15 protein-coding genes are annotated in these 18,851 nt (G+C 42.0%); 8 read left to right on the top strand and 7 right to left on the bottom strand.

Translation table 11 applies throughout. The features are described from left to right. Positions 1-55: 55 nt before the first annotated feature. Together ABD873_RS11660 and ABD873_RS11655 are read right to left on the bottom strand one after the other, a co-directional pair. Positions 56-1,252 (bottom strand): metallophosphoesterase family protein, encoded by a 1,197-nt coding sequence (locus ABD873_RS11660; protein WP_345068516.1) that lies wholly within the window; start codon positions 1,250-1,252, stop codon positions 56-58. Between the two features lie 7 nt (positions 1,253-1,259). Then, positions 1,260-2,567: an acetylxylan esterase gene (locus tag ABD873_RS11655; protein ID WP_345068514.1), complete on the bottom strand. Its 1,308-nt coding sequence runs from the start codon at positions 2,565-2,567 to the stop codon at positions 1,260-1,262. A 263-nt stretch (positions 2,568-2,830) separates the two neighbouring features. On the opposite strand from ABD873_RS11655, the gene ABD873_RS11650 reads away from it, so the two are divergent. Genes ABD873_RS11650 through ABD873_RS11630 form a run of 5 tightly spaced genes read left to right on the top strand, consistent with a single transcriptional unit; the run spans position 2,831 to position 7,636 of the window. Then, on the top strand, positions 2,831-3,964 hold the full coding sequence (locus ABD873_RS11650; RefSeq protein WP_345068512.1) for an aspartate aminotransferase family protein: 1,134 nt from the start codon (positions 2,831-2,833) through the stop codon (positions 3,962-3,964). A 12-nt stretch (positions 3,965-3,976) separates the two neighbouring features. After that, the gene (locus ABD873_RS11645; protein WP_345068510.1) at positions 3,977-4,942 is read left to right on the top strand and encodes a Rossmann-fold NAD(P)-binding domain-containing protein; all 966 of its coding nucleotides are present in this window, start codon (positions 3,977-3,979) and stop codon (positions 4,940-4,942) included. Between the two features lie 8 nt (positions 4,943-4,950). Continuing rightward, complete coding sequence (gene argB / locus ABD873_RS11640; RefSeq protein WP_039054241.1) at positions 4,951-5,748, top strand: acetylglutamate kinase; 798 nt, start codon at positions 4,951-4,953, stop codon at positions 5,746-5,748. 24 nt (positions 5,749-5,772) lie between these two features. Further along, positions 5,773-6,573, top strand: coding sequence for a pyrroline-5-carboxylate reductase (gene proC / locus ABD873_RS11635; RefSeq protein WP_345068508.1), 801 nt, complete (start codon positions 5,773-5,775; stop codon positions 6,571-6,573). Beyond that, positions 6,566-7,636 carry a M20 family metallo-hydrolase gene (locus tag ABD873_RS11630; protein WP_345068506.1) on the top strand — a complete coding sequence of 357 codons (1,071 nt, stop codon included), beginning with the start codon at positions 6,566-6,568 and terminating at the stop codon, positions 7,634-7,636. The genes proC and ABD873_RS11630 overlap by 8 nt, the downstream gene beginning before the upstream one ends. A gap of 32 nt (positions 7,637-7,668) precedes the next feature. Here the strand turns inward: ABD873_RS11630 and ABD873_RS11625 are convergent, their stop codons facing one another. From ABD873_RS11625 to ABD873_RS11605, 5 genes are all read right to left on the bottom strand, one after another. Continuing rightward, positions 7,669-8,199: a hypothetical protein gene (locus tag ABD873_RS11625; protein ID WP_345068504.1), complete on the bottom strand. Its 531-nt coding sequence runs from the start codon at positions 8,197-8,199 to the stop codon at positions 7,669-7,671. A gap of 102 nt (positions 8,200-8,301) precedes the next feature. Beyond that, on the bottom strand, positions 8,302-9,771 hold the full coding sequence (locus ABD873_RS11620; RefSeq protein ID WP_345068502.1) for a glycine--tRNA ligase: 1,470 nt from the start codon (positions 9,769-9,771) through the stop codon (positions 8,302-8,304). Between the two features lie 40 nt (positions 9,772-9,811). After that, positions 9,812-10,279: a thioredoxin-dependent thiol peroxidase gene (gene bcp / locus ABD873_RS11615; RefSeq protein WP_039052681.1), complete on the bottom strand. Its 468-nt coding sequence runs from the start codon at positions 10,277-10,279 to the stop codon at positions 9,812-9,814. Between the two features lie 11 nt (positions 10,280-10,290). Next, positions 10,291-12,015: a M23 family metallopeptidase gene (locus tag ABD873_RS11610; RefSeq protein WP_345068499.1), complete on the bottom strand. Its 1,725-nt coding sequence runs from the start codon at positions 12,013-12,015 to the stop codon at positions 10,291-10,293. Position 12,016: 1 nt separating this feature from the next. Beyond that, positions 12,017-12,628, bottom strand: coding sequence for a fumarylacetoacetate hydrolase family protein (locus tag ABD873_RS11605; protein ID WP_345068497.1), 612 nt, complete (start codon positions 12,626-12,628; stop codon positions 12,017-12,019). A 282-nt stretch (positions 12,629-12,910) separates the two neighbouring features. Between ABD873_RS11605 and ABD873_RS11600 the strand changes: the two genes are divergently transcribed. From ABD873_RS11600 to ABD873_RS11590, 3 genes are read left to right on the top strand one after another with little or no spacing between them, the layout of a single operon-like run. Then, the gene (locus tag ABD873_RS11600; protein WP_345068495.1) at positions 12,911-15,922 is read left to right on the top strand and encodes a SusC/RagA family TonB-linked outer membrane protein; all 3,012 of its coding nucleotides are present in this window, start codon (positions 12,911-12,913) and stop codon (positions 15,920-15,922) included. A 13-nt stretch (positions 15,923-15,935) separates the two neighbouring features. Beyond that, entirely contained in the window at positions 15,936-17,564 is a 1,629-nt protein-coding gene (locus tag ABD873_RS11595; protein WP_345068493.1) for a RagB/SusD family nutrient uptake outer membrane protein, read from the top strand. A 46-nt stretch (positions 17,565-17,610) separates the two neighbouring features. Further along, entirely contained in the window at positions 17,611-18,786 is a 1,176-nt protein-coding gene (locus tag ABD873_RS11590) for a glycoside hydrolase family 76 protein (protein ID WP_345068491.1), read from the top strand. The last annotated feature ends 65 nt before the right edge of the window (positions 18,787-18,851 follow it).

Here is an 18,851-nt window from a genome sequence, read left to right as displayed (position 1 = left end):
TTATTTCGTTGATTTTCAATGAAATAAAAAATATTTTCAAAAGTATACAGACTCATTAAGCTTTTATCGTCCAGCTTTTTATGACCTGTCCGTTTTCACTTATGAGTTGTGAATGCAAGGATTTGCTGTTTGCCTGTACATCGAGAATAGTTCTTTGTCCCTCTTTAGGTCCGCCGCCGATAAATAAGGCGAATTTATGGTCATCATTTGGAGCGATAAACTCTGCTTTGTGATTATGGCCACTATAGACAATATCGATTTTATGTTTGTTGAAGATAGGGACAAACAATTCATGGCAATGTGTAGGTCCGTGCCAGTCTTTCGAATAGAGTGGAGGCATATGTATAGCTACTGCGCGGAATTTGGCTCTTTTGAAAGCCGGAGTTTTAACGATTTCCAGCAGCCAATCCCTTTGTTCTAGTCTCAATCGGTCAAAATCAGCTAGTCCAAAATACTCTTTGCTGCTATCAAATTTGTCTTCTCCGGAATCTAAGAATATCCAGAAAATAGGTCCTAGCTGAAATGCCTGGTAGGTCTTTTGATTAGGATAATCAAAATATTTGTCTAGCTCACGGGCGAAAAGTCCTCTTGTCTCGTGGTTTCCTCTGTTGAACACAAAAGGAGTACGAGTTGAGAAGAGCTCATTTATGGGGAGTAGGAAATTCTCTACGAGCTGATTTTCATCCTTTATCTGGTTGAACATATCTCCATTGAATACGACCAAGTCTGTCGTTTGCTGATTTCGGACCTGCCAAAGCGTTTTGAAACTTCCGTTGCGGTCGTGTATGTCGTTGAAAAGGATGATATTGCAGCTTTCTTTCTGTTGAGGAAGGGTGCGGAAGGAATAGGTTTCGGAAACCATCTCTTCGCCGTAGAGTACTTCGTATCCGGCTAACTTCTGTATGGGCTTGGTATGTATGCGGTATTGGTATAGAGTGTCCGGTTTGAGGTTGTACAGCTTGAAGTTAAAATATCGGCAGTTGGCTACTTTGAGACCATGTCTGCTTTCGAAGTGTGACTGATCGATTTTTTGCTCGCCAAACTCTACCCAGGTATAGCTGTTGGTGCGGGTCAATACCTGAATACTTACAGACGATGAGGTCAAACTTTGTAGATAAGGTTCTGTCGTAAAACCAGGAGACTGCGCATGTAGTGGTGTTTCCTTGTTGGCTGTTTTGCTTAAGGCAACATGTGGGATTGACAAGGAAAGCAATCCTACATGTTGCATAAATCTTCTTCTTGAAATAGACATAAGCGCTCTATTTTAGAAAGTTCTTTATCCAGTTAAATATCTTTTGTTGTTGTTCCGGATAGGTCCAATGTCCTGTCTCCTGTACCAAGAGTAATTCTTTTGGAGCTTGGATTTGGTTGAATGCGGAGTACATAGATGTAGGAGGACATGTTTCGTCGTTGTATCCCCAAGTATAATATCCCGGAACATTGATCTGACGGGCGAAGTTTACCACATCGTAGTATGCTGATGTTTCAATTTTGGCTTTTGTTGCCATGGTAGGAGCATTGTTTTCGTTGAACATGTGAGGCCATCCGCCGGCACGTTTATGTAGGTATCCTGTAAGGTCAGATAAGGCAGGGTATACCGCGACAAGTCCTTTAACTTTCTTGTTGAGAGCTGCGGTGATGATAGAGAGGGCGCCACCCTGGCTTTGACCCCATACCAAAAGTTTAGAATTGTCTACCTCTTCCAAGGAAGCCAACACGTCTATACCTCTTACGCTGCCGATATACACACGTTTGTAATAATATGTGTCTTTGTTGTCCAAGTTTACCATTGGATAGTTTTTAAGGGCTCCGGCAGCAAGGTTGTTATAAAGGCCCGTGGTATAGGTCACTGGGATGCCATGGATACCTATCTGTAAGGTTACAAATCCATGTTCGGCTTGTTCTATAAGACCATTATAAGGTCTGATACCTGCTCCTGGCACCTGCAGGATACCCGGATATTTTCCTGCTTTTTTAGGTTTGGCGAGGATGCCATAGATGAAACTGTTGTCAATATTTTTGTAGCGGATATGGTATACATCCACCAGTGGAGTACATCTTTCAGGAAGTAAGGTTAGGTTTACATCCAAAGGAATTTTTGCTGCTTTGTTGAGTTCGTTTTCCCAGAAGGAAAGGAAGTCGGAAGGGAGTTTTTGCGTGGCCTTGATTTTTTCCGGTGCGATGGCGGCAGTGGCAAGACCTCTATATTCGGTGCCTTCGATGTTGACTTTTACCTCACAACGCACGAAACCGGGTGTATCTAATGAAAGGACTTTTCCTACCTCTACATTTTCTTTAGTAATCTTCAAGGTACCAGACTGTTCCGGTTTCATCTTTTCCAAGCCGATAGTGTATTTTGCTTCGATGTTTTGCAGAGGAACCTGGTTTTTAAGTACGGTTACAGTAAATTTAACTTTCTCTCCGGGAGCGTATGTCCAGTCCGCTTTATTTGGTGTCACCAATACTTGTATAGGCTGATAATGTCTGGATTGACCGAAAAGGACGTTAATGCTTAAGGTCAATAAGCATACTAACGCAAGAAGTTTTTGATAAAATGTTATTCTCATAATAGGTTTTAAGATTTTTAGGTTTTTGTTGAATATTATTTTGGGTTGAATTTGAATTCATAAAGATAAGGGTTTTTGGTTATCATCTAAAACAGTAAATGAGAAGAACTTAGACTATCAGGGAGTTATTGAAGCGGATGACAGTCTTTTTTTCATCATTTATTGTAAAAATGAAAGATATTTTAACCCTTTTTATCGGTACTTAAGTATATTTGCTAACTATATTTACGGGCATCACAAAAGCCTTTAATACATATAAAAATATGAATTTATTTGATGTTTATCCTGTCAATCCTATCCATATCGTAAGAGCTAAAGGTTCTACTCTTTGGGATGCTGACGGCAATGAGTATTTGGATCTGTATGGCGGACATGCTGTGATTTCTATAGGACATACACATCCGCATTATGTTCAAAAGATTACGGAGCAGCTGAATAATATAGGCTTCTATTCCAACTCGATTGAGATTCCGTTGCAGAAGCAGCTGGCACAGCAGCTTGGTGAGATGTCGGGCAAAGAAGATTATGCGTTGTTTTTATGTAACTCGGGCGCTGAGGCCAATGAGAATGCGTTGAAGTTAGCATCTTTCCATACTGGACGTAAGAAAGTCATCGCTTTCAGTAAATCTTTCCATGGTCGTACCTCGTTGGCTGTTGCAGCTACGGACAATCCTTCGATTTCTGCGCCGGTAAATAAGACGGACAATGTCGTTTTCTTGCCTTTCAATGATGAGGAGGCCTTGTCACAAGCTTTTGCTTCTTATGGTGAGGAAGTTGCTGCGGTGATTATAGAAGGTATTCAAGGTGTTGGAGGCATCCGTGAAGCATCTATTCCTTTCTTGCAATTGATACGTTCGTTGTGTGACCAATACGGGGCAGTGTTTATTGCCGATTCAGTACAGTGTGGATATGGACGTACAGGGAACTTCTATTCGCATGACTATGCCGGTGTGCAAGCCGACATCTACTCTATGGCGAAAGGTATGGGCAATGGCTTCCCAATAGGAGGTATCGCTATTGCTCCTAAGTTTAAGGCGTCATATGGTTTGTTGGGCACAACCTTCGGGGGTAATCATCTAGCTTGTGCTGCCGCTGTAGCCGTATTGGATGTGATGAAGAGCGAAAAACTCCTAGAGAATGCAAAGACGGTGGGAAACTATCTGTTGGAAGAGCTCAAAAAGTTTGACAAGATCCAAGAAGTGCGTGGTAGAGGCTTGATGATCGGTATAGAGCTGCCTGCGGAGCTGGCTAGTGTGAAGAAGGATCTTCTTTTCAAAAACAGAATATTTACAGGTGAGGCAAAACCAAATGTCATCCGCATTTTGCCTGCATTGAATATTACGAAGGAGATTGCAGACAGATTTTTGGACGCCTTGGACGAACGTCTTAAAGCATAATTTGATTGATTGATGAAAAAGTTTTTTTCTGTAGCTGATGTAGATAGCTTGGAAGCTATTGTGCAGGAAGCACTATCCTTAAAAGCAAACCCAAATGCTTATGAGCATTTAGGAAAACATAAAATGTTGGGCTTGGTATTTTTGAATCCGAGCTTGCGTACACGTCTTAGCACACAGAAGGCTGCCATGAACCTAGGGATGAATGTCATGGTGATGAACATGGATAAGGACGGCTGGGCCTTGGAGACACGTGATGGTGTGGTGATGAACGGCACTACCGTAGAGCATATCCGTGAGGCTGCCGCCGTGATGGGTGAATATTGTGATATCCTAGGATTACGTTCTTTTCCTTCGTTAAAAGATAAGGAAGCCGACTATACGGAAGACCTATTCAACAAGTTTGTAAAATACTGTGGTGTTCCGGTAGTATCTTTGGAGAGTGCTACGCGTCATCCATTGCAAAGTCTTACCGACTTGATAACTATCACCGAGCATAAGAAGGTAGCAAAGCCTAAGGTAGTATTGGCATGGGCACCACATGTGAAAGCCTTGCCTCAGGCTGTTCCTAACTCTTTCGCCGAGTGGATGTCCAAAGCGCAAGAACAGGGATTGGTGGATTTTACGATTGCCCATCCAGCAGGGTATGAGCTTGCAGAAGAGTTTACGCAAGGCGCTACGATTACCCACAATCTGGAAGAAGCTTTGCAAGGAGCAGATTTCGTCTATGTTAAAAACTGGTCTTCCTATAAAGAATACGGTCAAGTATACCCTGTATCTGACAACTGGATGTTAGATAATCAAAAATTAACTCTTACAAATGACGCTAAGGTAATGCACTGTTTGCCTGTTCGCCGTGATTTGGAGCTGTCGTCAGAAATACTGGACGGACCAAACTCCTTGGTAATTAAGGAGGCGAGCAACAGGGTGTGGGCCGCACAGGTGGTATTGAAGCGAATGTTAGAGAATCTAAACAAATAAACAAGCATATGTCAAACAGTACATTGAATATTATTAAGATCGGTGGTAATGTTATTGATGATGATATTCAATTAGAAGCTTTTTTAGAAAAATTTGCCGCAATTCCCGGAAAGAAAATCTTGGTGCACGGTGGAGGAAAGATAGCGTCCCGCGTTGCAGAAAAGATGGGATTGAAGGTGAAGATGGTAGACGGCCGTCGCATTACGGATAAGGATATGTTGGATGTGGTGACTATGGTCTATGCCGGCCTTACCAACAAAAATATTGTTGCGACATTACAGAAATATAAATGCGATGCCATAGGGCTGAGTGGTGCCGATGGTAATGTCATCAAAGCCGTAAAACGTCCTGTTAAAGAGATAGACTATGGCTTTGCGGGCGATATCTTGGCGGATTCGGTAAACTCATTGGCTATCAAGAAGTTTTTAGATGCGGGATTTACCCCTGTCTTTTCGGCTATCACGCATAATGGCAACGGGCAGCTTCTGAACACCAATGCAGATACTATCGCCTCTGCCTTAGCCGTCAATATGACAGAACATTATGAAACCTCATTAATCTATTGTTTTGAGAAAAATGGTGTCTTGAAAGATATCAACGATGAGAATTCTGTCATTGAAACGATTACGGCAAAGCAATTTGAGATGTATAAAGATAGCGGCATCATCAGTGAGGGCATGATTCCTAAGCTGCAGAATGCTTTTGATGCTATCAACAAAGGAGTGAAGTCCGTATATATCGGAAATGCATCCAACCTGCATCTGTTCCAGCAGCAAAAATTTGGAACTTGTCTGGTGAATAAGTAATATTAAAAAATCAACCTACAAACCATGAGCAAATTAACAATAATCGGATCCGGAAATATTGGGTTTTCATTGGCTAAGGGCCTTGTTAAGTCTAATATTTATCAAGCAGGGGACATTGTGCTTACGCGCAGAACCTTGGCTTCTCTGGAGGAGGAGGCTAAGCAGGGTTTTGGTGTGAGTGCCAACAATGCGGAAGCTATTCAAGGTGCTGAAATCATTGTATTGGCGGTTCTTCCGCAGCAGATTAAGAAGGTGATGGAGGAGATTGCCCCCGTGGTACAGCGTGATCAGATTATTGTCTCGGTAGCTTCAGGTGTATCATGCCAGGATGTCAAAGAGGTGTTGGGGCAGGATAAAACTGTCGTTCGTGTTATGCCGAATACGGCCATAGCTATCGGGCAGTCCATGACCTGTATTGCCACGGATAATGCGGATGCGGAAGTGGTGAAGAAGGTAGAGAAACTTTTTGAGGCTGTAGGATCTGTGGTAGTAATCAACGAAGATCTGATGACGTCGGCAACAGCTTTGTGTGCCTGCGGCATAGCATTCTTCTTGCGTGCAATACGTGCGGCATCACAGGGAGGCGTGGAAATAGGTTTCCATGCTCATGATGCCTTGAAGATGGCGATACAGACAGCTAAGGGAGCAGCAGATCTGTTGTTGCAGACCCATAGTCATCCGGAAAGTGAAATCGACAAGGTGACCTCGCCGAAAGGATGTACTATTGCGGGGCTCAACGAAATGGAACACAACGGACTTAGCTCAGCATTTATAAAAGGTATCAAGTTGTCGGCAAAAAAAGCTGGCGGTCTTTACAATGAATAAGGATATAACAAATCTTATCGAGAAAAGTAAATCTCTATTAGCTCAACTGATAGAGATTCCTTCTTTTAGCAGAGAGGAAGACAAAACGGCCCTATGCATAGGCTCCTTTCTTCAGGACTGCGGTGTCTCATATCAACGGGTGGGCAATAACATCCTTGCTTACAACAAGTATTTCGACGAAAATAAACCTACCGTATTGTTGAATTCCCATCACGATACTGTAAAGCCTAATCCCGGATACACGAAAGATCCTTTCAAAGCCATTATAGAAGATGGCAAGTTGTATGGCTTAGGATCCAATGATGCGGGAGGCTGTCTGGTGTCTTTGATAGCAGCGTTCCTATATTTCTATGAGGATGTGAATTTGAGTTATAACCTTTGTCTTATTGCCTCAGCAGAGGAAGAGGTTTCCGGAAAGAACGGTATTGAGGAAGCATATAAGCATGTGGTTGCTTGTGATTTTGCTATTGTAGGGGAGCCTACTCTTTTGGATCTGGCTGTGGCAGAGAAAGGACTTATGGTGTTGGACTGTACTGCATATGGGGTGTCCGGTCATGCAGCAAGAGAAGAGGGTGTCAATGCTATCTATGAAGCTATAGAAGATATTACATGGTTTCGGACGTATAAATTTCCTAAGGAATCCGCGTTTCTGGGACCTGTGAAGATGTCCGTTACTGTCATCAATGCGGGCTCTCAGCATAATGTGGTACCTGCTGAATGTAAATATGTAGTAGACGTTCGAACTACGGATGTATATTCAAATGTAGAGGTGCTGGACATAATAAAATCCCATGTGAAGTCAGATGTGGTAGCGCGCTCTACGCGGCTTAATTCGTCAACGATTTCTCTCGACCATCCTATTGTAAAGGCAGGGCTTGAGTTGGGCAAGAAGACCTACGGCAGTCCGACTATGAGTGATCAGGCGTTGCTGCCTATACCTTCTCTGAAGGTGGGTCCTGGAGATTCGGCACGGTCGCATTCGGCGGATGAATTTATATATCTACGAGAGATTGAAGAAGGAGTGGAGTTTTATATCAGCCTTTTGGGAAAGGTCATAAAATAAAAGGAGGTCTTAAAAAGACCTCCTTATTAGATTTATCGTAATTGTTTCACTTCGCTCTCTGCTTTTTGTAAATCCAGTTCCAGCTGTTTTAGCTTAATCTGCTCTTTACTAATTTTGATTTTTTCCTTTTCGTGATCTATTCCTGAGATTTTTCCTTTGCTAACTTTCTTTTCTAAGTTTTTTTCCAGCTTAGCAACTTTTTTTTCTTGTTTTTCAAGTTTTTTTGAGAGCTTTTGAACTTTTTCTACAGCCTTGTTATGTTTTTTGATAGCTTTTTCTTTTTCTTTTCTCTCTTTTTCTAATTTTTTTGCTTCTTTTTCAGCTGCTTTCTGACGCTTTATTTCTTCTTTCTGGGCTTTTTCTCTAGCTTTTGTTTCTTTCTCTAATCTTTTCTTTTCTTCTTCCAGTTGTTTTGCTTTGGCCTCTTCAGATATTACAATAGATGAGAGGTTGGTTTTTGTAGTGTCGTTTGGAATATTAGGATTAGAAGTTTGAGCCTTACCAACGTTAGCGAATGCCAACATCCCCATAAAAAATAATGCGCAAAGTTTTAATGTTTTCATATGGTATTATTGTTTGATTTGTTTAGGACAAAGTTAAAAAAATGAAAGAGCAGCCTCTACTGAATGCTGCTCTTTCGTTTATAATTTGTAGCTATTTAGCTATTATACCAATTGTTTCAACAGATTTGTCATGCTAACACGTTCGCCGATAATCTTGTGTAAGTCATCTATAGCTACGCGTTCTTGTGCCATGGTGTCTCGGTCTCGGATAGTTACTGTATTGTCTTCCAGAGACTGGTGGTCTACGGTGATACAGTAAGGTGTTCCGATAGCATCCTGACGGCGGTAGCGTTTACCTATGGCATCTTTTTCGTCGTATTGAAGGTTGAAGTCTAATTTTAATTTTGCCATGATTTCTCTAGCTTTTTCCGGAAGGCCATCTTTTTTGGTTAATGGTAATATGGCTGCCTTTACCGGTGCTATTGCCGGGTGGAATTTCAACACCACACGAGAATCTTGCTTTTCTTCGGTAGAGAGGTCTTCGTACACCAAAGCATTAGAGAATACGGTCAAGAACAGACGGTCCAAACCTATAGAAGTTTCGATAACGTAAGGGATGTAGCTTTGATTGATTTCAGGGTCGAAGTATTGCATCTTACGTTTCGAATATTCTTGGTGTTGTTTTAAGTCGAAGTCCGTACGTGAATGGATTCCTTCTACCTCTTTGAATCCAAAAGGAAATTCGTATTCTATATCCACGGCAGCGTTGGCGTAGTGTGCCAGCTTGACATGGTCGTGGTAGCGGTATTTTTCTGGATTGGCACCTAAGGCCAAATGCCATTTAAGACGTGTTTCTTTCCATTTTTGGTACCATTCCAGCTCAGATCCAGGACGTACGAAGAATTGCATTTCCATCTGTTCGAATTCACGCATACGCATGATGAACTGGCGGGCGATGACTTCGTTACGGAAAGCTTTCCCTATCTGGGCTATACCGAAAGGTATTTTCATTCTTCCCGACTTTTGAACGTTAAGGAAGTTGACGAAGATACCTTGAGCGGTTTCTGGGCGGAGGTATACCTGCTCGGCACCGTCGGCCATCGCTCCCATTTGGGTTGCGAACATAAGATTGAACTGGCGCACGTCGGTCCAGTTTTTGGTGCCAGAGATAGGACATACGATATTATGTTCTTCGATTAGCGCTTTCAGACGAGGAAGGTCGTCATTGTTCAAGGCTTCATCGAGGTCTTTTTGCAGTTGGGCAGCCTTTTGAGTTTTACCGTCTTTTTCGTAGCGATCGATTTTATCTTCAATCAGTTGGTCTGCGCGGTAGCGTTTTTTCGAATCTTTGTTGTCGATCATAGGATCGTTGAACCCATCGACGTGACCTGAGGCTTTCCAGGTTGTAGGGTGCATGAATATTGCAGCATCAATGCCGACAATATTTTCGTGGAGCTGCACCATGGATTTCCACCAATATGTCTTAAGGTTGTTCTTTAATTCAGAACCCAACTGACCATAGTCATATACGGCACTAAGACCGTCATAAATCTCACTTGAAGGGAATACAAATCCGTATTCTTTAGCGTGTGATATAATGTTTTTGAAAAAGTCGTCTGTCTGTTTGCTCATAAGCGGTAAAAGTAGGAAATTCTATGTCAAAAGTCAACAACTATTTGGCTTCCATAAGATCTAAGATTTGCTGTGACGCATTTTTGTTGTCCACCTTACGGATGATATGCTGAATATATCCTTTTTCGTCTATGACGAAGGTAGTTCGTGCGGTGCCCATATATTTTTTACCGTACATATTTTTTTCTACCCATACACCGTAGTCGTTGACGATTTTTTTGTCTTCATCCGCCAGAAGATTGAAAGGAAGTTCGTACTTGGCGATAAACTTTTGGTGGGACTGTTCACTGTCGACACTTACTCCAATCACTTCAAAACCTTTACCTAAGAGGAATTGGTAGTTGTCACGGAAATTGCATGCTTCAGTGGTACAGCCCGGCGTATTGTCTTTAGGATAAAAGTATAAGATAACCTTTTTTCCTAAGAAATCAGAAAGTTTAATGGTTTCACCTTTCTGGTTTTTTGCGATGATTTCAGGAGCTTTTGATCCTACCTCTAACGTGCTCATATTTCGATGTTTTATCTTATAAATTTTGCTTGATATACTGTTTCGTTGTCTTTCCAGTCTTTGACAATCAGCTTGAAGGTATGTTCTCCTTTAGAGAGAGAAGCTTCAAAACGATGCCAAAGATGTCTGTTTTTGGAATCATATTCCATCAATACCCACTTACCGTCGATATAGCCGTCAAATGATTGGATGCCGGAGAGGTTGTCGCGTATGGTAAAATCTATTTTGGCTTGTGTAGACACATTTTTTCCGTTTATCAGATTTCTTGCAATAATTGTTGGAGGGACAGTGTCTACCGTTATATAGAAGTTGCCGAAATTGCGTGTGTTGACCTTTACCCAGCCGTCTTCATATTTTCCACCTTCGGCGCCGTTTTCGGTGGAGGTAATAAGCGCTTTACTTTGTAGGTGCTGCGGAAGACCGTTAGGCTTTATGGCCAGACTATAGGATGAAAACAGCGGTATGAAGGTGTTGTGTACTTTGTGAAGGGCAGAAAAGGTATTTGGAAGAGGAGGCTCTTCCTTGTAAACGAAATCTAGGTCGGTGTATAGAGAGCCTTTAGGGATTTCAATTTTGATATTTTCCGTAGAGAAAGAGTTTGTATTATTATAATGGAAAAGGTCTCCTTTAGGAGAATATGCTTCTGCTGGCTTTTGTGTGTTGTTTTGGATTTTAAAGTCCAGCTCGCTGCAATTTCCGGCTACATCTTTTACAACATACTTCGCCTCATAAATTTTATTTTCGGAGAGCTCTATGACGCCGTCATTTTTCAAGAACCTAAAAATTTCTATAGGGTTGCCCGGATCTTTAAAAGATTTTTGGTATTTGGTCTTGGTCCTTTTCCAATAAGGATAATCAATATACGAATGAATCCCTCTTGTATGGTTGAAGTCTAGTTCTTCAAATACCACTGAAGAAACCGGTTGGCCATCGATAAACAGCTCTATAGAGTATACTCCGTTTTGAAAGCCTCCCGCTCGATGGCGGTCGATAGCGTTGATGCCGAAGCCAAACTTCCCTGACACGGGAAGGGGGCTGTTTTGCTGAAGCACATATTTGCCTGCACCTACGGCCTTTACCGGAACAACCTTTCGAGGTGTAAATTCGTTAAACAGATGTTGCTGGTTCAGGTCGTAAAGCATGATGCCTCCGATGGTGGGATTGTAGTGATCCGTAAATTTGAGACCGAACAGCTGCGGGTTTAGAGGACGTTGGGTCTTGGTATCCCTTATTTCAAAGTGTAGATGCGGTCCTGCGGAACCGCCCGTATTTCCTGCGTTACCAATGTACTGCCCTTTAGCTACTTTAAGCTGATTGGAATCCAGATAAATATCTACATCAAAACGCTGAAGCTCGTATTGTTTGGCACGAACGATTTTTGTCAGTTCCTCGTTGAACCTGTCCATATGGAGGTAAACTGTCGTATAGCCGTTGGGATGATCGATATATACAGCATTGCCTCCTCCACCGATTTGGACGCGTACGCGTGAGATATGTCCTTCAGCGGCTGCATATAGGGGAAGACCTATTTTCTGTTGGGTGCGGTAGTCGTCACCTGCATGAAAATGAGTGCTTCTCAACTCTCCGAAGGTCCCGGAAGCATCCATAGGGATATTGAGGGGATTCCGGAAATACCCTTGAGGATATGTTTTGCTGGTAATGATATTTTTGTTTTGCGCCTTGACGGTAAGTATAGTGCATACCGCTGCGGCAAGCAAAAGCTGAAATTTCTTCATGTTATTTAATATGAGTGGAGAACATCAATTTATTCTCTAGGTATCCTTCCAATTTATCTCCGATTTGTATAGGTCCCACCCCTGCCGGTGTACCGGTGTAAATAAGGTCTCCTTTGCGGATGGTGATGAACTTGGTGATATATACGATGAGTCTGTCTATATCAAAGATCATGTCTTTACTATTGCCCTCCTGAACAATTTCCTGGTTTTTTTTTAAGGAAAATTGAATGTTATTCAGGTCAGAGAACTCTTCCTTAGGGATGAGAGGGCTGATAACGGCCGAGTGGTCAAATGCTTTGGCTAGTTCCCAAGGAAGACCTTTTTCTTTGTGTTTGCTTTGTATATCCCGTGCCGTAAAGTCTATGCCCAAACCTATGGCATCATAATATTTGTGGGCAAATTTGGGAGAAACATGTTTCCCTTCGTTGCAAACTCTAAACACCAGTTCGCATTCGTAGTGAATGTCTTGCGAAAATTCGGGATAATAAAAATCCTTGTTGTCTTTAAGTATGGCGGTGTCCGGTTTAAGAAAGATGACAGGGTTTTCAGGGACTGGATTGTTAAGTTCTTTAGCGTGGTCGATATAGTTTCTACCTATGGCGATGATTTTCATTTTTTTACTGAATGGGTGAAAAACAAATTTATGAAAAGCAGAGCGGTTAAGCAAGAATGGCTATTTGAGGGGAGTTTGGGGTGTTTCTAATAAAGTTAAAAATTTTCGTTGCTAAATCGATTAAAATATTTAATTTAGTTAAAATTATAAACTTATAACTATCTACTTAGGTAGAAATTCTTGTTGAACGAAAAGTTGAAAGATAACCAAGTAAAGAAAAGTGGATAAACATACTATGTATTACTTTTAATTAATAGTGTTAATACTAATTAATTATTTATTATGAAGATTACAGACACAACACTCAAGAGGGGTGGGATTTGGGCTATGTCCCTTTCCTTAATAGCGGTGAGCTATAGTCCTGTGTATGCCCACCGGGCGGAGTTTTATAAGGAAATCAGGTCTACCTTACTGCAGCAGACCGTGCAGGGTACGGTCGTAGATCAGGCAACGGGACAAGGTATTCCTGGGGTGACTATTAAAATAAAGGGCTCTACGAAGGCAACCTTTACGGATTCCGACGGTAACTTTACTATTCAAGCAAGTCCCGGCGATGTTTTGGTAGTGGAAATTCTAGGATATAAATCCATAGAGCAGCGTGTTAACGGAGAAAGAATGACGATTTCTTTGGTTGCTGAGCAGACCAATATTGAGGAAGTCGTGGTGATGGGGTATGGTAGCCAGAAGAAAAGTGAGGTGACTTCCGCCGTAGCTTCTGTCAAAGAAAAGGATTTTAACCAGGGAGGAATGAGAAGTCCTATGGATTTGGTACAAGGTAAGGTAGCGGGGTTGAATGTCACGAGAACCCAAGGTAGTAACCCGAACTCGGGTACGAGCATACAACTTCGGGGTATGGCTTCCATTAAAGGTACCAATACACCTCTGATTGTCATTGATGGTATTCCTGGCGGAAATTTGGACCTTATAAAACAAGGAGATATAGAATCTATTGATGTATTGAAAGACGGATCTGCTGCAGCTATTTACGGTACGAGAGGTAATGGTGGGGTGATTTTAATCACGACGAAGAAAGGAAAGAGTGGAGCTTCCACTTTTGAGTACTATACATATGGTCAGCATGAGACTGTAGCACGACGTCCGGAGATGTTGTCGGCAGCAGAATTTAGGGATTTGGTGGTCAACGGACAAAATAAACCTGACCTAGATCTGGGAAGTTCGACAGACCTCTATGATGCGTTGATAAATACAGGCAACTTCTCTACTTTCCACAACTTTGTGGGTAGCGGAGGAGGAGAAAACTCTTCCTATCGGGCTTCTATCAATTATGAGAATGCCCAAGGTATTGCCAAGCAGAATGAAAGACGTCAGTTTGGTGGACGTGTGAATTTTAATCAGAAAGGGTTAGAGCAGAGACTAACCTTTACAGGTAATATCGCTGCCAACTTCAATAAGGCTGATCTTTTGGGAGGAAAGACCGAGTATTTTGAGCAGGCTATCCAACGTAATCCTACAGCACCTTTATATAATCCGGATGGAAGTTTCTATCAGACACAGGGATACAACAACTTCAATCCCTTGGATCGGCTGGCCAATCGTATTGACGACCGTAACCAACAAACATTTTCAGGAGATGCTCGATTGAAGCTGCAGATTATTGATCCGTTGAGTGTAAGTGCTTTTGCCTCTTACGTGAGGGATAATATGAATAATAGACAATTCCGCTCCTTGAAAGATTGGGATCAGCGCGAGGTGTCAGACTATCAAGGTATGGGGTATGCGTGGAAAGAAAACACACTTTCTTGGACAAAAACGTTTGAGGCTACCATAGATTACAATCAAACGTTTGGCGAAGTGCATTCCTTCACTGGGTTGTTGGGATATAGTTATCAGTACGCTACGTATGAGAATTTTTCCATGTCCAACAACGGCTTTACTACCGATGCTTTCCAGGACTGGAATATGGGGTCTGGTACAGCATTGACGAATCCAAAGCTTCCGCGTCCAAGTATGGGGTCTTATAAAGATGATAACACCTTAATCGCTTTCTTCGGAAGGGTGAACTACTCGTATGCGGATCGTTACTTCCTTACAGCCATTTTAAGAAGAGAAGGGTCTTCTCGTTTTGGTGCAAACAATAAGTGGGGTAATTTCCCGGCGGTATCGGCAGGTTGGAATATTAGCAATGAAGAGTTTTTCACAAACAAGGAGGTGGTGAACAACCTGAAATTGAGGGTAGGTTATGGGGTGACCGGTAACCAAGGGTTCCCTAACTATCAGTCTATGGTGTTGTTGGGAACAGGAGGGGTGTACCCTCAGGATGGTGTGTATTATCAGACCTATGGACCTACTCAAAACCCTAACCCTAATCTTAAGTGGGAACAAAAAGCAGAAACTAATATTGGATTGGATTTTGGGTTGTGGGCAAACCGCCTTACCGGTGCTTTGGATATTTATACACGTAGGACCACAGACTTGCTTAACCAATATACCGCACAACAACCAGCTTATGTGTCCGGTTCAATCTGGTACAATTTAGGAGAGGTAACCAACAAAGGTGTGGAGTTACAACTGTCGGCTACGCCTATAAGCCGGGAGGATTTTTCTTGGACAGTAGACTTTGCTGGCAATTATCAAAAAAATAAGTTGGTGAAGATGTCTAATGAAACCTTTAAGAGTGATTGGCTGACATTTGGAGGCCTGCCTTCTCCAGGTAACTTGGGTGATGCTATACGTCTGGAAGAGGGAGGCGAAATAGGTTCTTTCTATGGTAAACGTTTCGCCGGAATTAACGATGAAGGAAAATGGCTGTTCTACAAGGCCGATGGTAGCACAGGCACTGCTGCCGAGATGAATGATAACGACCTTACTTATATAGGTAATGGCGTCCCTAAATATCAAGCTTCGTTAGGAAACCGTTTCAGCTATAAAGGCTTTGATTTAACCATATTTTTCAGAGGAAAATTCAAGTATCAAATCCTAAATACGGCTGATATGTTTTTCGGAAACCAAAAATGGTTGCCTAATAACGTGTTGAAGTCTGCCTTCACCAAACATAGTGCTATCAAAGATGATCCACAATATTCGGATTACTATCTTGAAAACGGAAACTTTGTCAAACTGGATAATATCACCTTGGGATACAACTTTAAATTCAAGACCAACTATGTTCGAAATCTGTACGTATATGTTACGGGCCGTAATATAGCAACAATCACCGGCTATTCGGGCTTGGATCCGGAATTGCAAGATACAGGTTTCGATGCAGGTATAGACAGTCGTGGATTCTACCCTAGGACACGATCATGGACTTTGGGATTAAATGTTGGATTTTAAATGAATAAAAGATATGAAAGCGATAAATAAGATGCTGTCGGCTGTTGCCCTTTTAGGTTCGGGATTGTTGTTCCACTCCTGTACAGACCTGACAGAAAATGTATATAGCAGTATCAGTGAAGATAATTTTTATAACAATAAAAGAGAAGTAATGCAGGCGGCTTTACGACCTTTCACGCATATGCAAGCGTGGTTGGCACCTACCGGACAAAGCGGTTATTATTATCATTCAGAATTGAGTGCTGATCAGCTTGCTTGGCCGCAAAAGGGAAGACATGGCTATGACGGAGGAGATCATATCCGGCTACATTATCATACTTGGACAAGTAATGAAGGGCGTCTGAGAAACGCGTGGACCTTAATGTGGGGAGGATTAGGGTATGTCAACAATGCCATTGGGGATATAGAAAGCCTTGATGTCTCTATGATTGACGGTTTGACGGAAGAAGATCGTGCTATTATTATCTCTCAGTTAAAAGTATTACGTGCCTTCCATTATATCAAATTGATGGATATGTGGGGCAATGTTCCTATTGTGACAAAGGTGGCTGATCCTTTAAATCCAGAGACCAAGCCGCGCAGTGAAGTTTTTGACTTTGTCTTGCAGGAATTGCTGGATAATGTTGAAAAGCTGCCGTTGACATCGGCAGAGAATATAGGTCAGGTGTCGCGTGCTGCAGGATATGCTATGTTAGCGGAACTTTACCTCAATGCGGAGAAGTGGAAAGGTCAGCCTATGTGGGATGAGTGTATCGCCGTATGTGATAAAATCATAAGCGGCCAAGGAGGAGGAATAGGTGGGGCTCCACAGCTGTCTCCGGATTTGACTGCTCTTTTCAGTAATACTAATTCCGCGAATCCCGAATCTTTATTTCAGTTTCAGTTTAGCCGTGAGGCCGGCTTCACCTTCAATTGGGCGGGATTCTTTTTCGGTTATGATTATATGAAGGAAGTGTTGAATGTAGGATATGGCGGATGGAATGCCTTTGTGGTGATTCCTTCAGCATTTGATGCCTTCGCTGAAAATGACCTACGCAAGAAAGAATGGTTCTTGTTCGGTCCGCAATATAAATACGGTACCAATATACCGGTGTTAGGTACGGAGGAGTATAGTGGTAAGCCATTTGTTTTGGTGAACAGCATACGTAGGGAAAGTGAAGGAGACCTTACCGGTCCGGGAAGTATGACCGAAGGGGAAGAAAACTCGGGAGCTCGATTCCACAAGTATAAGTCTGGAACGCTAGACGACCCTAATTATTGGGAGAATGATTATATCATCTACAGGCTTACGGAGATTTACTTCAATAAGGCTGAAGCTATCATGCGCAAAAACAATGGCGTGGCTACTGCCGAAGCTGTGGAGCTTATCAACGCGTCGCGCAAGAGAGCATTCACCGATGCTGACTGGCCAGCCAATCAGTATACTGTCGCTACGCTTACCCTTGACGAGCTTCTCAAAGAAAGAGGACGTGAATTTATCTTTGAAGGAAAGCGCCGTACGGATCTGATCCGTTTCGGGAAATTTACGACAGCATCATGGTGGGATCATAATCCTTCCAACGACCCTAATAAAGAGCTGTTCCCTGTTCCTAATAACCAGTTGGCTATAAATCCTAACTTAGTACAGAACCCTGGATATTAATGAAAGAGGCTCTGCGGCAAGCAGAGCCTTCTTGAATTGCTGACAGATGAGACAGTTTTTTATTATTCTTTTTTTCTTTGGAATTGGTAACGGTCTTTGTAGTGCTCAGAAGACTAAGTTCATTTCGTATGCCACAAGTACTTTGGAAGCAATCTATAAACATTATGGCGTGGAAGGAAATGTGCTTTTGAGAGAAAATTATCCCTTCCGAGGGGATTTTCGCGCAGATTATTTGGGAGTAGAGGCGGAAAAAACGCAAGCCAATTCTTTTTCTTATCTCTGGCCCTATTCTGGTATGTTGTCTGCCCATGTGGCCTTATTAGAAACCACTAAAAGTCGAGAGTGGGTCAAAGCTATAGACCAAAATGTTTTAACAGGATTACAGGCTTATTATGATGATAAAAGAGAGCCTAAGGCCTACGCATCTTATATTAATTCTGCTCCTCAATCGGATAGGTTTTATGATGACAATATTTGGATTGGTATAGATTTTACCGATTTGTATCTTCTAACCAAAAAGAAAGTATATCTTGAACAAGCGCTGGAAGTATGGCGGTTTGTAGAAAGCGGGATGGATGATAAGCTGGGGGGCGGTATTTACTGGTGTGAGCAGCGCAAGGAATCCAAAAATACTTGCTCCAATGCGCCGGCAATAGTCTTTTTGGCAAAACTCTATATAGCTACTAAGGAGGAGAAATACCTTACCTTGGCCAAAAGTCTTTACCAATGGGTGCAAAATCAGCTGTTAGATCCTTCGGATTCAGTCTATTATGACAATATTAATCTCCGTGGACAGCTTGATAGGAGAAAATTTGCGTACAATTCCGGTCAGATGATCCAGGCAGGAGCTTTACTATATAAAATCTCTAAAGAAAAGCAATATCTTACCGATGCACAAAGAATTGCAAAAGGTGCATATTCTTATTTTTTTCATCCAGTCGCGGAGTCAGATACCATGCAGTCTTTTAGATATCTAAGGAAAAGTAATAACTGGTTTATTGCTGTGATGATGCGAGGGTACGTCGAGCTATATGCTATGGACGGCAATAGTTTGTATGTCGATACTTTCCGTAAAAATCTGGATAATGCTTGGGACCATATGAGAGAGGCACAGGGTTTATTCCACAAGGATTGGTCAGGAAAGGAAAAAGATAAGCGTTTCTGGCTATTGGATCAGTTGGCCATGGTTGAAATGTATGCTAGAATAGCAGGAATACGATAATGATTTGTTGTTGATTATCAGTTAATTATGTTTTTCTCTTTTAATAGTAAAAATCTTTTTAGTTT

Source organism: Sphingobacterium thermophilum (assembly GCF_039541675.1).
GTDB lineage: Bacteria > Bacteroidota > Bacteroidia > Sphingobacteriales > Sphingobacteriaceae > Sphingobacterium > Sphingobacterium thermophilum.
Note: the sequence above shows the minus strand (reverse complement) of the source record. Positions and strands in the feature narration are given on the sequence as shown.

Coding starts and splice junctions, on each gene's coding strand:
- ABD873_RS11605 (WP_345068497.1), bottom strand. CDS start 12,628: ATGAAAATCATCGCCATAGGTAGAAACTATATCGACCACGCTAAAGAA.
- ABD873_RS11600 (WP_345068495.1), top strand. CDS start 12,911: ATGAAGATTACAGACACAACACTCAAGAGGGGTGGGATTTGGGCTATG.
- ABD873_RS11590 (WP_345068491.1), top strand. CDS start 17,611: ATGAGACAGTTTTTTATTATTCTTTTTTTCTTTGGAATTGGTAACGGT.
- proC (WP_345068508.1), top strand. CDS start 5,773: ATGAGCAAATTAACAATAATCGGATCCGGAAATATTGGGTTTTCATTG.
- ABD873_RS11650 (WP_345068512.1), top strand. CDS start 2,831: ATGAATTTATTTGATGTTTATCCTGTCAATCCTATCCATATCGTAAGA.
- argB (WP_039054241.1), top strand. CDS start 4,951: ATGTCAAACAGTACATTGAATATTATTAAGATCGGTGGTAATGTTATT.
- bcp (WP_039052681.1), bottom strand. CDS start 10,279: ATGAGCACGTTAGAGGTAGGATCAAAAGCTCCTGAAATCATCGCAAAA.
- ABD873_RS11660 (WP_345068516.1), bottom strand. CDS start 1,252: ATGTCTATTTCAAGAAGAAGATTTATGCAACATGTAGGATTGCTTTCC.
- ABD873_RS11620 (WP_345068502.1), bottom strand. CDS start 9,771: ATGAGCAAACAGACAGACGACTTTTTCAAAAACATTATATCACACGCT.
- ABD873_RS11655 (WP_345068514.1), bottom strand. CDS start 2,567: ATGAGAATAACATTTTATCAAAAACTTCTTGCGTTAGTATGCTTATTG.
- ABD873_RS11610 (WP_345068499.1), bottom strand. CDS start 12,015: ATGAAGAAATTTCAGCTTTTGCTTGCCGCAGCGGTATGCACTATACTT.
- ABD873_RS11630 (WP_345068506.1), top strand. CDS start 6,566: ATGAATAAGGATATAACAAATCTTATCGAGAAAAGTAAATCTCTATTA.
- ABD873_RS11595 (WP_345068493.1), top strand. CDS start 15,936: ATGAAAGCGATAAATAAGATGCTGTCGGCTGTTGCCCTTTTAGGTTCG.
- ABD873_RS11645 (WP_345068510.1), top strand. CDS start 3,977: ATGAAAAAGTTTTTTTCTGTAGCTGATGTAGATAGCTTGGAAGCTATT.
- ABD873_RS11625 (WP_345068504.1), bottom strand. CDS start 8,199: ATGAAAACATTAAAACTTTGCGCATTATTTTTTATGGGGATGTTGGCA.